The 13,409-nt window shown below is 66.3% G+C and carries 12 protein-coding genes and 1 tRNA gene; 10 read left to right on the top strand and 3 right to left on the bottom strand.

From position 1 onward, the window contains the following. Positions 1-37: 37 nt before the first annotated feature. The 9 genes from bioF (at position 38) to C9F12_RS11690 (ending at position 8,602) form a co-directional block, all read left to right on the top strand. Positions 38-1,210 (top strand): 8-amino-7-oxononanoate synthase, encoded by a 1,173-nt coding sequence (gene bioF, locus C9F12_RS11730; protein WP_108448994.1) that lies wholly within the window; start codon positions 38-40, stop codon positions 1,208-1,210. Beyond that, positions 1,165-2,151 (top strand): alpha/beta fold hydrolase, encoded by a 987-nt coding sequence (locus C9F12_RS11725; RefSeq protein ID WP_240184239.1) that lies wholly within the window; start codon positions 1,165-1,167, stop codon positions 2,149-2,151. The genes bioF and C9F12_RS11725 overlap by 46 nt, the downstream gene beginning before the upstream one ends. Then, complete coding sequence (locus C9F12_RS11720; protein ID WP_108448992.1) at positions 2,148-3,125, top strand: methyltransferase domain-containing protein; 978 nt, start codon at positions 2,148-2,150, stop codon at positions 3,123-3,125. The genes C9F12_RS11725 and C9F12_RS11720 overlap by 4 nt, the downstream gene beginning before the upstream one ends. Before the next feature lie 84 nt (positions 3,126-3,209). Next, positions 3,210-3,902, top strand: coding sequence for a dethiobiotin synthase (bioD, locus tag C9F12_RS11715; RefSeq protein WP_108448991.1), 693 nt, complete (start codon positions 3,210-3,212; stop codon positions 3,900-3,902). A 150-nt stretch (positions 3,903-4,052) separates the two neighbouring features. Further along, positions 4,053-4,137: transfer RNA gene (locus tag C9F12_RS11710), tRNA-Leu, on the top strand. Between the two features lie 252 nt (positions 4,138-4,389). Then, on the top strand, positions 4,390-4,794 hold the full coding sequence (locus tag C9F12_RS23095; protein ID WP_108448990.1) for a DUF3302 domain-containing protein: 405 nt from the start codon (positions 4,390-4,392) through the stop codon (positions 4,792-4,794). Then, positions 4,794-5,921: an HlyD family secretion protein gene (locus tag C9F12_RS11700; protein WP_108132881.1), complete on the top strand. Its 1,128-nt coding sequence runs from the start codon at positions 4,794-4,796 to the stop codon at positions 5,919-5,921. Before C9F12_RS23095 ends, C9F12_RS11700 begins: the two co-directional genes overlap by 1 nt. 153 nt (positions 5,922-6,074) lie before the next feature. After that, complete coding sequence (locus tag C9F12_RS11695; RefSeq protein WP_108448989.1) at positions 6,075-6,800, top strand: hypothetical protein; 726 nt, start codon at positions 6,075-6,077, stop codon at positions 6,798-6,800. Positions 6,801-7,015: 215 nt separating this feature from the next. Continuing rightward, positions 7,016-8,602, top strand: coding sequence for an SLC13 family permease (locus C9F12_RS11690; protein ID WP_108448988.1), 1,587 nt, complete (start codon positions 7,016-7,018; stop codon positions 8,600-8,602). Positions 8,603-8,649: 47 nt separating this feature from the next. Here the strand turns inward: C9F12_RS11690 and C9F12_RS11685 are convergent, their stop codons facing one another. Next, a complete protein-coding gene (locus tag C9F12_RS11685; RefSeq protein ID WP_240184238.1) occupies positions 8,650-9,249 on the bottom strand; it encodes an HD domain-containing protein in 600 nt (199 codons plus the stop codon). 173 nt (positions 9,250-9,422) lie between these two features. Between C9F12_RS11685 and C9F12_RS11680 the strand changes: the two genes are divergently transcribed. After that, positions 9,423-10,697 carry an aminotransferase class I/II-fold pyridoxal phosphate-dependent enzyme gene (locus C9F12_RS11680; protein ID WP_108448987.1) on the top strand — a complete coding sequence of 425 codons (1,275 nt, stop codon included), beginning with the start codon at positions 9,423-9,425 and terminating at the stop codon, positions 10,695-10,697. A gap of 91 nt (positions 10,698-10,788) precedes the next feature. On the opposite strand, the gene C9F12_RS11675 is transcribed toward C9F12_RS11680, so the two are convergent. Together C9F12_RS11675 and pmbA are read right to left on the bottom strand one after the other, a co-directional pair. Continuing rightward, entirely contained in the window at positions 10,789-11,853 is a 1,065-nt protein-coding gene (locus tag C9F12_RS11675) for a DUF1214 domain-containing protein (RefSeq protein ID WP_108448986.1), read from the bottom strand. Between the two features lie 167 nt (positions 11,854-12,020). Next, positions 12,021-13,361 carry a metalloprotease PmbA gene (gene pmbA / locus C9F12_RS11670; protein WP_108448985.1) on the bottom strand — a complete coding sequence of 447 codons (1,341 nt, stop codon included), beginning with the start codon at positions 13,359-13,361 and terminating at the stop codon, positions 12,021-12,023. Positions 13,362-13,409: the final 48 nt, after the last annotated feature.

The following is a 13,409-nucleotide window of genomic DNA, read 5'->3' as shown; positions in this document are numbered from 1 at the left end:
GCGCTAGTGCGGCGCATCACTGCCAGGAGCCCACCCCATGAGCGCAGACTGGCATTCCCACCTGCGCCAGAGTGCCCAGGCACGCCACGAGGCGCATCGCTGGCGCCAGCGCCGTGTCCATCGGCAGGACGCGCAGCGACTCGACATGGCCGGCAATGACTATCTCGGTCTGGCCGCTGACCCGCGTCTGGCCGAGGCCGCCGCCGATGGTGCGCGGCGCTTCGGCGCCGGGGCCCGTGCCTCACATCTGGTCACCGGACACAGCACGGTGCACGAGGCGCTCGAAGAAGCCCTGGCACGCCTCACCGGACGCCCCCGGGCGCTGCTGTTCTCCACCGGCTACATGGCCAACCTGGGGGTGATACAGGCGCTCTGTGACAGCGGCGTGCATCTTCTGCAGGACCGGCTGAATCACGCCTCCCTGATCGACGGTGCCCGGCTGTCCGGCGCCCGCTCACGGCGCTATCACCACAACGACCTTGATGACCTGGCGCGCCTGCTGGATCGGGTGCCGGACGCCAGCCGCCGCCTGGTCATCAGCGACGGTGTCTTCAGCATGGACGGGGACTGCGCCGACGTCGACGGCCTTGCCGCACTCAGCCGGCGCCACGGCGCCTGGCTGATGATCGACGATGCTCACGGCATCGGCGTGCTGGGCGAAAACGGCGACGGCAGCGTCGGGCGACGACTCGGCTGCGAGCGGGTCCCCGTGCTGGTCGGCACCCTGGGCAAGGCGCTCGGCACCGCCGGTGCCTTCGTCGCCGGCGATGACGCCCTGATCGAGCATCTGATCCAGTTCGCCCGCCCTTACATCTACACCACCGCCCTGCCCCCGCCGGTGGCGGCAGCGACGCTTCAGTCTCTCGAGATACTGGCCGGCGAACCCGAGCGTCGCCGCCATCTCGATGGGCTGATCGCGCGATTCCGCCGCGAGGCCACCAGCCTGAAGCTGCCGCTGATGGCGTCGGCCACCCCCATCCAGCCGATCCTGCTCGGCGATGAGCAGCGCACCCTGGACTGGGCCGGGACCCTCGAGGACGCTGGCATCCGGGTGGGTGCCATTCGCCCGCCGACGGTCCCCGCCGGTGCCTCGAGGCTGCGTGTCACCCTGAGCGCCGCCCATGACGACCACGACATCGACCGTCTGCTCGAGGCGCTCTTGACGTGCCAGAAGCAGGAGTCGGCCACCTGCGCAGGGGCATCCCGATGATCCGGCTGGTACTGCTGTCCGGTTGGGCCATCGACGCCAGAATCTGGTCACCGCTGGCGAGCCATTGGGGGACCTCGGTGACGGTGGAGGCCATCGACTGGCCCGGCATGGGCGGCAGGCCCGCGCTTGCAGACGCAGGTGCCTCGGACGCAGACGCCTCAGACGCAGACACGGGGCTTTTCCAGCAGCAGGCACACCCGCCGTCTGGCCTTCAGACGCTGGCGAAGGCCATGGGCCCTTCCCTGTCGTCCCGCGACGGCGAGCCGGTCATCTGGGTGGGCTGGTCGCTCGGTGCGTTGCAGGCCGCCGCGCTGACCCGGCACCTGCCCGCCCCCGATGGCCTGGTGCTGCTCGGCATGGGCCCGACCTTCTGTCACCCGAACGGGGTGACAACGTCCGCGCTGGCTGATTTTCGCGCCGCCTTCCGCCGCAACCCGACCAGGGCCAGAGAGCATTTCCTGCGCTGGCAGCTGTCCGGCGAGCCCTCGCCCCGTGACGCCCTGCGCCGGCTGCGCACCCTGCTGACGCCTGACATCGGCGCCGATCACGCCACCCTGGAGCAGGGCCTCGCCACCCTGGCAGGCGCCGATATCGGTGACCTGCCTGGCGGCGTGCCAGGCCATGTCTCAGGCCAAGCGCCGGATAATGCAACTCCCGTCCCCATCACGTCCCTGTGCGGTGCCACGGATCCCTTGCTGGCGCCTGCCGTACGCGCGGCCATGGACGAGCGTATCGAAGGCGCCGGGCACTGCCCGATGCTGAGCCAGCCGGCCCGTCTGGCCGAGGCGATTCAGCGACACGCCTTGCGGATGCTAGATGGAGGAAAGGCACCCACCAGCCGCCGCGGGGCTCACTATGGTGACCGCGAAGACGATGATGCCGACCGCGAAGCAACCGATGCCGACCGCGAAGTCCAGGGGTTTGACGAGGTGACGCCATGAACGCTCCGCTAGTGCAGCGCCAGCTCGAGCCCGCGCGCTCCAGCGACACGGCCACGGCCGCGCCGGACCAGAGGGGCGTCTCCCCAGCGCCCGATGCCACACCCGGTGACTGGCAGCGACGGGTCGCCCGGGCGTTCTCGCGGGCAGCCCCGCGCTACCGAGAACTGGCGCGCGCCCAGATGGCCATGGCCGAGACGCTGTGGCCCCACCTGCCAGATCACGCCGAGCGGATCCTCGATCTGGGTTGCGGGCCCGGCGACCTGACCCGAAGAGTGGCCGAGCGCTACCCTGACGCCAGCGTGCTGGGGCTGGATCTGTCCGCGGCGATGCTGGCACAGGCTCGCCAGACGCTGGTTCAACAGACACTGACCCAACAGACACCGACCCAACAGACACCGACCCGACCAGCCCAGGACCACCGAGGCACCGAGCCACGTCGACAAGAGGCATCACCTCATCCGCGCGCCACGGCGTGCGCCTGGGTCTGCGCCGACGCCCAGGCGCTGCCGCTGGCCGATGCCAGTCTCGACCTGGCGATATCCAATCTGGCCATCCAGTGGTGTCCCGACCTGAAGCAGGTGCTGGCGGAACTCCATCGCGTCCTGGCGCCTGGGGGACGGGCGGTACTCAACACCCTGCTGCCCGGCACCCTGGCAGAGATCGGCCAGGTCTGGCGTCAACCGGGCAAGGCCAGTGGAGTGCTGGACTTCGCAAGCCTCGACGACCACCGGCGCGCGGTGCTTTCCCGCCGCTGGGCCGCCACCGCCTTCGAGCAGCGTGCCGAGCGCTTCTACTACCCGGACCTGGACGCCGTGATGGCCTCGGTCAAGGGCGTCGGCGCCCAGGTCGCCCGTCCCGGCGCCCGTCTGAGCCGTCAGGATATAAGACAGGCGCGGGCCCGCTATGAACACCTGCGCAGACCCGAAGGACTACCGGTGACCTACCAGCGGCTGACCTTGATTCTCGATCGCTGACGCCTGACCACCGCGCCCCTGAGTGAGGTGCCCCATCGTCGTTTCACCGCCACCAAACTTGCAGCACAGGATCCCGCACTCGCCATGCCAAGCTACTTTGTGACCGGCACCGACACCGACGCCGGCAAGACCCTGGCAAGTTCCGGCCTGCTGGCCCTGGCACGCCGCCAGGGCCAGACCACCCTCGGCCTCAAACCGATCGCCTCGGGGTGTGAGTCCACCGCCGAGGGCCTGCGCAATATCGACGCCCTGACCCTGCAGGCCCAGAGCGTGCCGTCTGTACCCTATGACGACATCAACCCCTTCGCCTTCGCGCCCCCCATCGCGCCACACCTGGCGGCTCGCTATGCCGGCGTGGACCTGTCCCTCGACAGGCTCTGCCACACGCTGGGGGGAAGCCTTGAGCTCCCCCGTGATCTGATCCTGGTCGAGGGAGCCGGCGGCTACCGGGTCCCGCTCAACGACCAGGAGGACCTGGCGGGGCTCGCCACACGCCTTCAGCTTCCGGTGGTCCTGGTGGTGGGACTGAAACTCGGCTGCCTGAACCACGCCCTGTTGACCGCCGAAGCCCTCAAGGCAGATGGCGTCACTTGCGCCGGCTGGATCGGCAACCTTGTCGATCCCGGCTTCGCCGAAGATGAAACCCTCTACCGGGACAACCTCGATCACCTGAAAGCCAGACTGCCGGGGCCCTGCCTCGGCATCATTCCGCGCCTCGATGGCAGCGACCATCGGGCACTCGCCGATCAAGCCGCCGATCATCTTTCGCTGCCATAGCTCGAACTCCCAAGCCTCAGCCCCGCTCCCGAGCCGCCCGCAGCGTCCGGGCGGATAGCGGGGCCCTGACTCGATCGAAGCGAGCGCACCTCACGGAAGTGTTTGACTTGCCAGGCCGGCAACGTAAAATATGCCCCGCCTACCCCGCGTGCGGATGTGGTGGAATTGGTAGACACGCTAGATTTAGGTTCTAGTGCCTTAGCGCGTGGGAGTTCGAGTCTCCCCATCCGCACCATCTTTTCGGACCCGTCGAGCGAGCACACTTCATTCGACCGCAGGTCCAGCATTCTTCTTGACCTTTCTCCTGTCGGCTCGGCCCCTGGCCCTTGCTTCGACGCGCCCTAGCTTCGACACGCCTAGCTCCCCGTTGACGCCGCCTAAGCATCCGTTGGCTTTGTCAGGGCTCGATCCTGCTATCGTTACATGCATGTTCCATGATTGAAATCGACCTCGCACGTTGCGCAGGTCCGCGAAAAAAGGTCATTGCATGCTGAACTACTTTGCCCTCGGCATCCTGTGCTTCGTGGTGTTGACCCTGTTCTACGGTGTCATCGTCATCCACGACATTCCCTACGGTATCGCCAAGAAGCGCGACCACCCGCACCAGGACGCGATCCACGTCGCCGGCTGGGTCAGCCTGTTCACCCTGCACGTGCTGTGGCCCTTCCTGTGGATCTGGGCCACCCTCTACCGGCCGGATCGCGGCTGGGGCTTCAAGCAGATCGAGGAAGAACAGGCGCGAGAGCGCAGCGAGATCGACGAGTTACGCCTCGAACTCGACCACCTGCGCCAGCGACTCGACGCCCAGGAGGCCTCAGCGCCGTCGCTCAAGGCAGAGCAACCGGCTCGCGCCCAATCTACGTCCGGCAATACCCAGGGGGGTCAGGACTGATGGATCTGCTTATCGTGCTGACCTATGCGGCGCTGTGTATCGCCGTGTTCAAGATCTTCCGCATCCCGCTCAACAAGTGGACGGTCCCCACTGCGGTACTCGGCGGCATCATCGTGGTCGCGACCCTGGTGCTGCTGATGAACTACAACCATCCCTTTACCCGCCAGGTTCGCCAGGCCTACGCGGTGACGCCGCTGGTATCCGAGGTCCGGGCCCGGGTCAGCTCCGTCGAGGTCGACCCCAACACCCTGGTCGAGGCCGGTACCCCGCTGTTCATCCTGGACGCCACCCAGTTCGAGTCCCGGGTAGAGCGGCTGACGGCGGAGCTGGAAGACGCCCTGCGCAATTCCGACAGTCGCAGCGCCGGCGTTGCCGAGGCCGAGGCCAACCTGGTGGCGGCCCAGGCCGATAGAGATCAGGCCAGTCGGACCCTGGCACGTTATCAGGCCGCCTCCTCGGCCTTCAGCCGTCAGCAGATCGACGAAGCCTCCCAGAACGCCCAGACCGCGGCTGCACGTGTCGCCCAGGCCGAGGCTGCCCTCGAACGGGCCCGCGCCGAACAGCGCCCCGACGGCGATGACGAGGACCCGCTGGTCGTCGCCAAGCGCGCCCAACTGGCCGAGGCACAATATGATCTGCAAAATACGGTCATCCGCGCACCCACGGACGGCTTTCTGACACAGCTCGCGGTGCGCCCGGGAATGATGGCGGTACCGCTGCCGCTGAAGCCACTGGGGGTCTTCGTGCATGACGAACCCGGCCGCTTTACCGGCGCTTTCCGCCAGCAGGCACTCAACCGCATCCAGCCAGGCGACGAGGCCGAACTGACCTTCACCGCCCTGCCGGGCCAGGTGTTCGCCGCCGAAGTCATCGAGGTGCTGCCGGCCATCGCCGAGTCCCAGGTCGCCGCCGGTGATCGACTGCTGGGCGCCGACGCCTTCGCCAGGACCGACGCCCCTGCGCTGGTGACCCTGAAGCTTGCCCCGGGCCAGGATATGCCGGACATGCCGCTGGGCATCGGCGCCCAGGCAGCGGTCTACACCGAGCACTTCCACCACGTCGCCATCATGCGCAAGGTGCTGTTGCGCATGCTCGGCTGGCAGCACTATGTCTACATCGACCACTGAGTCGACAGGCGTTTCGCCAACGCTGACCCGCTGCTAGGCTGGCCCCAGTCAGGTTCGCCCAGCGTGGCGAACCAGGGAGCGACAGACAGCACCCAGCCTTTCCTGGTGTACCCGACGAAAGGCACACCAGGTGGCTGGGGGCGGGGGGCAAGGATGCACAGCAGGAAGGAATCAACGCGCACCAATACCTGGGTGGCACTGGTGATCGTCATCGCCAGCGCCGCTCTGAGCTATTGGCTGCTGGACAGTCGCGACGACGTCAACGGAGGTGCAGCGGTATCGCTGTTCTCGTTGGGTCTCGTCAGCGCGCTGGTGATCGGCTATTCCCGTTCGGTCAGTCAGATCAACGCCCTCGGCGCCCAGGTCAAGTTCAACCGCCTGAGCCAGGAAGCCGACGCCACGCGCAAATCGCTGGAGCGCGACCGCCTTCATCTCTACCGCATGCTGATACCGCTGACGCTGAAGCACCCCGAAGGCGAACACGCCATCCACGGCGTCGATCCCCGTGTACCGGCACTGCTGGAACTTGACGACAAGGTCGCTACCGAAGGCCTTCAGGCCGACCTGTCACAGGACCTCGCCCGCGCCCTCCATCGCCTGCTGCATAGCCAGTACCACCGCCTCGTGGAACTGCTGCCGCAGGACGCCTCCCTGCCTGCCTCGCAACGGACATCATCGGGCCACGACTTTACTCCCGCCCAGCTTGGCGAGCTGCTGGATCGGGCCGAAGCCTGTCTCGAGCGCCAAGGCGTGGCGTCGACGTCCAATGACGACAGACAGCGGCTTCACAACAATGTTCGCGTCAGCCGCCGCCTGCTGGCCAGTTACCATCGGCTCGATGACGTCACCCCAAAGGCCCCGTCTGACGCCGTTGTCTGAGGTACGCAGACAGTCTCTCGTCTCTCACCTCTCGTCTTTAGTCTCTCGCCACCTGGTCCCCGCCCGAGAGGATGACCGATCAGGCTGTGCCGGTTCGCTCCATCCTGTTCGCCGACGTCGGCCCCCAAACTCGGCGTCCCTGGCCCTCGTCTACGCTGAGATGGCGGTACATCACCGCAGTGTCACATCCATCTTCGCGATCGGCGGGAGGCCCCATGGCAGAGTCACTTACACAACAACAGGACGTTGACAGCGACAGCGGCGGACGCTCGCCTCGGCTGATCTGGTCGTTGCGGGCCTTCGGGCTGGCCGGTGCGGCCATGGTCTGGGTGGCCCTTGGGGGTGCCGAGTCGATGTCGTCAGATGCCCGCTGGGTGGCCGCCATCGGCACCCTGATGGCGATCTGGTGGATGACCGAGGCGATTCCGCTGTCGGTCACCTCGCTGCTGCCCATCGTATTGATTCCCATGCTGACCGAACGCTCGGTGTCCGAGGCCACCGCTCCCTACGCCAGCTCCATCGTGTTTCTGTTTCTCGGTGGCTTCCTGATCGCCATCGCCATGGAAAAGTGGCAACTGCACCGGCGTATCGCCCTGACCACCCTCCATCGCGTCGGGGTCGAACCTCGTCGTATCGTGCTCGGCATGATGCTGGCCACCGGTTTTCTGTCCATGTGGGTGTCCAACACCGCCACCACCCTGATGATGCTGCCGATTGCGCTGTCGGTACTGACCCTTGTCGTGGAACGCTCGAGCTCACAGGACAGCGGCGCGGTCGGAGAAGACCTGCACAAGGGCGGCCGCGTCTCGGACATCATCAAGGATGACAACATCCGCAGCTTCGGTGTCTGCCTGGTACTGGCCATCGCCTGGTCGGCGTCCATGGGCGGGCTCGGCACCCTGCTGGGTTCTCCCCCCAACGCCATCGTCGCCGGCTACGCCGCCGATGAACTGGGCCGGGACATCGGGTTCCTGCAGTGGATGATGGTCGGTCTGCCCCTGGCGCTGACCTTTATCCTGATCGGCTGGGTACTCATGACCCGGGTGCTCTATCGCTTCAAGCTCGATGAGATTCCCGGCGGCAAGGCGATGATCGAAGACCAGCTCGATCACCTGGGACCGCTCGGCCAGGGCGAGCGCATGGTGATGTTCGTGTTCGCCGGTGCGGCCTTTCTGTGGGTGGTGCCGGGGCTGATCGCCAGCCTGCCGCTGATCGGCGACTGGTTTTCGTTCCTTGACGCCTTGAATGACACCGCCATCGCCATCGGCGCCGGTATCGTGCTGTTTTTCCTGCCGGGCAACGCCAAGGGCGACATGGTGCTGGACTGGCAGGACGCCGAGGATGGCCTGCCCTGGGGCGTACTGCTGCTGTTCGGCGGCGGTCTGTCGCTGGCCAGCGCGGTGGCGGCGTCAGGGCTCGACGGCTGGTTCGGCGAACAGGTCAGCGCGCTGGGAGCGCTGCCGATGGTGGCGCTGGTGGTGGCGGTGACCACCATCGTGCTGTTTCTTACCGAGATCACCTCCAACACTGCCACCGCCGCGACCTTCATCCCAGTGCTGGGCGGGGTCGCCGTCGGCATCGGCGCCGACGCCATGACGCTGCTGATACCTGCCGCCTTCGCCGCGACCTGCGCCTTCATGCTGCCGGTGGGCACGCCGCCCAACGCCATCGTGTTTGGCTCCGGCGCCGTCACCATCTCGCAGATGGCCCGTGGCGGGATCGTGCTCAACGTGATCGGCGTCGCCCTGATCACCCTGTTCTGCTACGTACTCGGGGGGCTGGCCCTGGGTCTGCGTTTCTAGGCCGGTCCGAAAGGGCTCGGATTGAAGGGCGGGATAAACCAGGAGCCTCACCTGCCGGTGGGGCTCTCTCCCTGTTGTCTGCGCTGTCGAAGACGGCCCTCGGCCTGCTCAAGCACCTCCCAGGCCAAGCGACGAAGGCCGACCTCCCCCTCGGTCATGGCCTCGAGCAGGGCTCGCTTTTCCTTTAGGTAGAGGCGTGCAAATCCCGGGTCATGCTCGACGATAGAGCCGGTGTTGTGGATCAGATCGGCGTACTTGATGGTCTGTGCGCGGGCCCCGGCCTGTGCCAGACGCTCCAGCGCCAAGCGCTTGCGCACGGCGCGATTGCCCACCTCAGGCCCTTCGAGATCGCTTAGCGCCAACACCAGCGCGGTCACCTCTTCCCCGAAGTTGTCACTCAGCGCCTGGGCCGTCACCTGGGTGTCCTCCAATACATCGTGCAACCAGGCGGCGGCAACCATGGCGGGGTCGCCAGGACAGTGGCGGCTGACCAGCGCGGCCACAGCGGCGGGATGCTCGATGTAGGGGGTGTCCAGGTACTTGCGCCGCTGACCGATGGCGCCGTGAGCCGCCGTAGCGAAGAGCCGCGCCGCCTCAATGGTGTCGATGCCCGAGATCTCGCTTGCGTCGCTGGAGGGTGTGTCCACGCTGTCGCTCCCGTGTCGTGTCTTTATCGTGCGCCCCGGTCGGGCCCATTGCCGGTCCAGCACCTTTTGCTGATTGAGGCCTCGGCCGCCGCGGCTTAGGCTGTCAGACCCGACCCCAAGACGCCATCAGGCGCTCCCCTGGCCGACCAGGAACCGCCATCAAAGGAACTGCCATGAAACGCGAAACCCTCGCCCTGCACCACGGCTACGCCCCTGACGACCAGCACTCTGTCGCGGTCCCGATTCACCAGACCACCTCGTTTTCCTTCGATGATGCCCAGCATGCCGCCGACCTGTTCGATCTCAAGGTCGAGGGCAACATCTATTCGCGCATCATGAACCCCACCTGCGCGGTGCTGGAAAATCGTGTGGCCGCCCTGGAAGGTGGTATCGCCGGTCTGGCGGTGGCCTCCGGCATGGCGGCCATTACCTATACCATCCAGACGCTTGCCGAAAGCGGCGACAATATCGTCTCGATCAGCGAACTCTACGGCGGTACCTACAACCTCTTTGCCCACACCCTGCCGCGCCAGGGCATCGAGGTCCGCTTCGCCGACAAGGACGACCTCGCCGGCATCGCCGATCGCATCGATGAGCGTACCAAGGCGGTATTCTGCGAAAGTATCGGCAACCCTTCGGGCAGTGTGGTGGACATCGCCGCACTCGCCCAGGTGGCCCACGACAACGGTGTCCCGCTGATCGTCGACAATACCGTGGCCACGCCCTTCCTGTGGCGACCTATCGAACACGGCGCCGATATCGTGGTGCACTCCGCCACCAAGTATATCGGTGGCCACGGCACCACCGTGGGTGGCGTGATCGTCGATTCCGGTCGCTTCCCCTGGGCCAGCCATGCCGAACGCTTTGCGCTGCTCAACGAGCCCGACCCCTCCTATCACGGCATCAGCTATACCCGAGACGTCGGCGACGCGGCCTTTATCGCCCGCGCCCGGGTCGTGCCACTGCGCAACATGGGGGCGGCCCTCAGCGCCCATGCCGCCTGGAATCTGCTGCAGGGTCTCGAGACACTGGCGCTGCGTATCGAGCGCATCTGTGCCAACACCCAGACCATCGCCGAGTACCTCGAGGGCCACGAGGCGGTGTCCTGGGTCAAGTACGCTGGCCTTTCACATCACAAGGACCACGAGCTGGCCAAGCGCTACATGAACGGCCAGGCCTCCGGCATCTTGAGCTTCGGCATCAAGGGCGGACGAGACGCAGGGGTGCGCTTCTACGACGCGCTCGGGCTGATCCTGCGCTTGGTCAATATCGGTGACGCCAAGACCTGCTCGGCGATTCCGGCGGTGACCACCCATCGCCAGCTCAATGACGAGGAACTGGCCGCTGCCGGGGTCACCGCGGACATGGTGCGCCTGTCTGTCGGCATCGAGCATGTCGACGATCTGATGGCGGACCTGGACCAGGCGCTCAAGGTGTCTCAGGGCTAGCCCGGGCGGTAGAAGCGCAGCAGGTGTTGGTGACAGCGTCCATCCACAGGGATGGACGTTCCTCTTTTTGTATCCAGCCCGAGCTTTATATCTAGCCAGAACCCGGCACTGGTAGCCCCACCGGGGTCGGCGACGGTGGCAGCCAATCGCCCTTGATCAGGGCTTCGGCGGGACGATAGAAGCGTAAGGTGTACGTCCATCCCGGGGCGATCGCCAGATGGTTGGGTGCCAGGGGGTCGCCGCCAAAGTGGAGGGTTACCGAACCATCCTCGTTGGCGTCGGCCTCGACACTGGTCAGGGAGTGCGCCCCTTCGGCGCCCTCGATCAGACGCCCTCTGGCATCGTAGACGGTCACCGACCAGAACCCGGTGACCGGCACGTCCACCGGCAGAATCAGCACCTGAGGCGTCTCTCCATCATTGTGAAGTGGGCTGACGGTGACGTAGTAGGCGTCCTCGATGGGCTGGCCCAGCCAACCCGCGGCCGTCCCCCACAGGTGCCGCACCGGGTCGACGCTGTCTTCGGCGCCAAACATGCCGTGGCTGCCGGAGATAAAGGGCGACAGACCAAGCACCGCCTCTCTTACCTCGCTCAGTCGCTCCATATCCCACTCGGGCAATGACAGCTCTCCCGCGTCATCCTGGGACCACTCGATGGCATCCTGCAGCGCGTTGGCTTCGGCGATGTCCGCGCTCGAGTCGGCGTCCACCTGGGTACGGAACATGACCAGGGCATAACGCGAACCGACGCTCTCTTCATCCAGCACGATCTCGCGTCCGCCGTAGGACATCATCGGGGTGTAGTGGTCCTGGTTGACCACCTGCATGGACTGCAGTCGGGTGGCGCTGGCCGGGGCGGTGAAGGTCACCGGTGAGGCCAGATCGAAGACGCCGACGCTGTGCAGGATATCCCGATTGACCCGAACCACCTCGGCGTCCACCGGCAACGGCGCGCGGTCATGGCGCAGGCTGCCAAAATAGCCATCATCGGCATAGTTCTGGAAGTGGGTGTCGGTCTGCGCCCGCACGTAGGTATCCAGATTGACCGCACCGTCCGAGCTGGATGGCTCGGTGGCCTCTGCGGTCGCTGCCGCTGCGTTCGAGACCAGGCCGCTTGCCATTGCCAGCAGCAGCCAGGAAAACCGCTTCATTGTCATCCCCGCACCCCGATTGTCGGTCGCGAGCCCTGGCGGCCAGAGCCCTGCCTATGGCTCAGCATAGCGTCTTCGCGGCACGAAGGACTCAACGGCAAAAAAACGGCGGCCCCGAGGGCCGCCGAAAATTCTATGCCATATTAGCGAACGTCGGTCGTTCGCTGGGCGTGTCAGCTACCGGCGATGGTCATCTCATCGATCAACCAGCTACCGCTGTGGATGCTGCCACGGGTATCGATATCTTCCCCCAGTCCTACCAGGCCCTGGAACATGCCCGCCAGGTTGCCGGCGATGGTGAATTCCTCGACGGGATGCTGAATCTGGCCGTTCTCGACCCAGAAACCGGCCGCACCGCGGGAATAGTCACCGGTGACGCCGTTGACGCCCTGCCCCATCAGCTCCGTGACCAGTACGCCCCGATCCATCTTCGAGAGCAGCGCCTCGCGGCTTTCCAGCGGCGCCTCGAGGCGCAGGTTGCGTGCCCCGCCGGCGTTGGCGGTGGTCTGCATGCCGAGCCGACGTGCGCTGTAGGCCGACAGCATGTAGCTGGCCAGACGCCCCTGCTCGATAAAGCGATTGTTGCGGGTCTGGACGCCGTCGCCGTCGAACGGACTGCTGGCCATGCCACCCACCAGCATCGGCTGCTCGGCGAGGCTGAACCACTCGGGAAACAGAGTCTCACCCAGGCGGCCACACAGGAAGGAGGCGTCGCGGTAGATGGCGCCGCCGGCCAGGGCCGACATCAGGTGGCCGATCAGGCCGCTTGCCAGGGTCGGGTCGAACATCACAGGAAAACGCCCGGTCTGGGGGCGCTGCCCCCCGAGGCGCTGTAGCGTACGCTCGGCGGCGCTGCGGCCGACCTCCGCCGGGTCACGCAGCGCCCGTGGATCCCGGGCGCTGGTGTAGTCGTAGTCCCGCTGCATGCCGGATGCATCCTCGGCGATCAGCAGGCAGGAAAGCGAGTGACGGCTGCCGCGCTGGCTGCCGAGAAAACCATGGCTGTTGGCGTAGACGCGAACGCCCTCGCCGCTCGACAGGCTGGCGCCGTCGGAGCTGCGGATACCCGGCTCGGCCAGGCCCGCCGCCTCGCAGGCAAGCGCCAGCTCTATCGCCTTGTCCGTGTCCAGCGCCCAGGGGTGATGGACGTCGAGATCCGGCAACTCGGTCGCCATCAGCTCGGCGTCGGCAAGCCCGGAGGCAGGATCCTCGCCGGTGTAGCGAGCGATGGCGATGGCCTTCTCGACCACGCTCTTGATCGAGGCATCGCTGGCGTCGGTGGACGAGGCGCTGCCCTTGCGCTTGCCCAGATAGACGGTGACGGCGATGCCCTGATCGCGGGACAGCTCCACCGACTCCACATCGCCCTCGCGCACGCTTACACCGGTGCCCTGATCGACGCTGGCGCCGACCTCGCAGGCATCCGCACCCAGTCGCCGAGCAAGCTCGAGCGCGGTCTCGGCACGACTTTCCAGCACCGCCTGCTGGGCTCTGGCATCAAACGCCTGTGTCATCTTGTACTCCTTGTCCGACCATAGGGGTCGGCTGAGACTGTCATCCTG

The organism is Halomonas sp. BN3-1, from assembly GCF_003056325.1.
GTDB lineage: Bacteria > Pseudomonadota > Gammaproteobacteria > Pseudomonadales > Halomonadaceae > Halomonas > Halomonas litopenaei.
This window is presented reverse-complemented; position numbering and strand designations above follow the sequence as displayed.

Bases quoted from the DNA above. Each gene is read 5' to 3' on its own strand.
- bioF (WP_108448994.1), top strand. From the start codon at position 38: ATGAGCGCAGACTGGCATTCCCACCTGCGCCAGAGTGCCCAGGCACGC.
- C9F12_RS11720 (WP_108448992.1), top strand. From the start codon at position 2,148: ATGAACGCTCCGCTAGTGCAGCGCCAGCTCGAGCCCGCGCGCTCCAGC.
- bioD (WP_108448991.1), top strand. From the start codon at position 3,210: ATGCCAAGCTACTTTGTGACCGGCACCGACACCGACGCCGGCAAGACC.
- C9F12_RS23095 (WP_108448990.1), top strand. From the start codon at position 4,390: ATGCTGAACTACTTTGCCCTCGGCATCCTGTGCTTCGTGGTGTTGACC.
- C9F12_RS11700 (WP_108132881.1), top strand. From the start codon at position 4,794: ATGGATCTGCTTATCGTGCTGACCTATGCGGCGCTGTGTATCGCCGTG.
- C9F12_RS11695 (WP_108448989.1), top strand. From the start codon at position 6,075: ATGCACAGCAGGAAGGAATCAACGCGCACCAATACCTGGGTGGCACTG.
- C9F12_RS11690 (WP_108448988.1), top strand. From the start codon at position 7,016: ATGGCAGAGTCACTTACACAACAACAGGACGTTGACAGCGACAGCGGC.
- C9F12_RS11680 (WP_108448987.1), top strand. From the start codon at position 9,423: ATGAAACGCGAAACCCTCGCCCTGCACCACGGCTACGCCCCTGACGAC.
- C9F12_RS11675 (WP_108448986.1), bottom strand. From the start codon at position 11,853: ATGACAATGAAGCGGTTTTCCTGGCTGCTGCTGGCAATGGCAAGCGGC.
- pmbA (WP_108448985.1), bottom strand. From the start codon at position 13,361: ATGACACAGGCGTTTGATGCCAGAGCCCAGCAGGCGGTGCTGGAAAGT.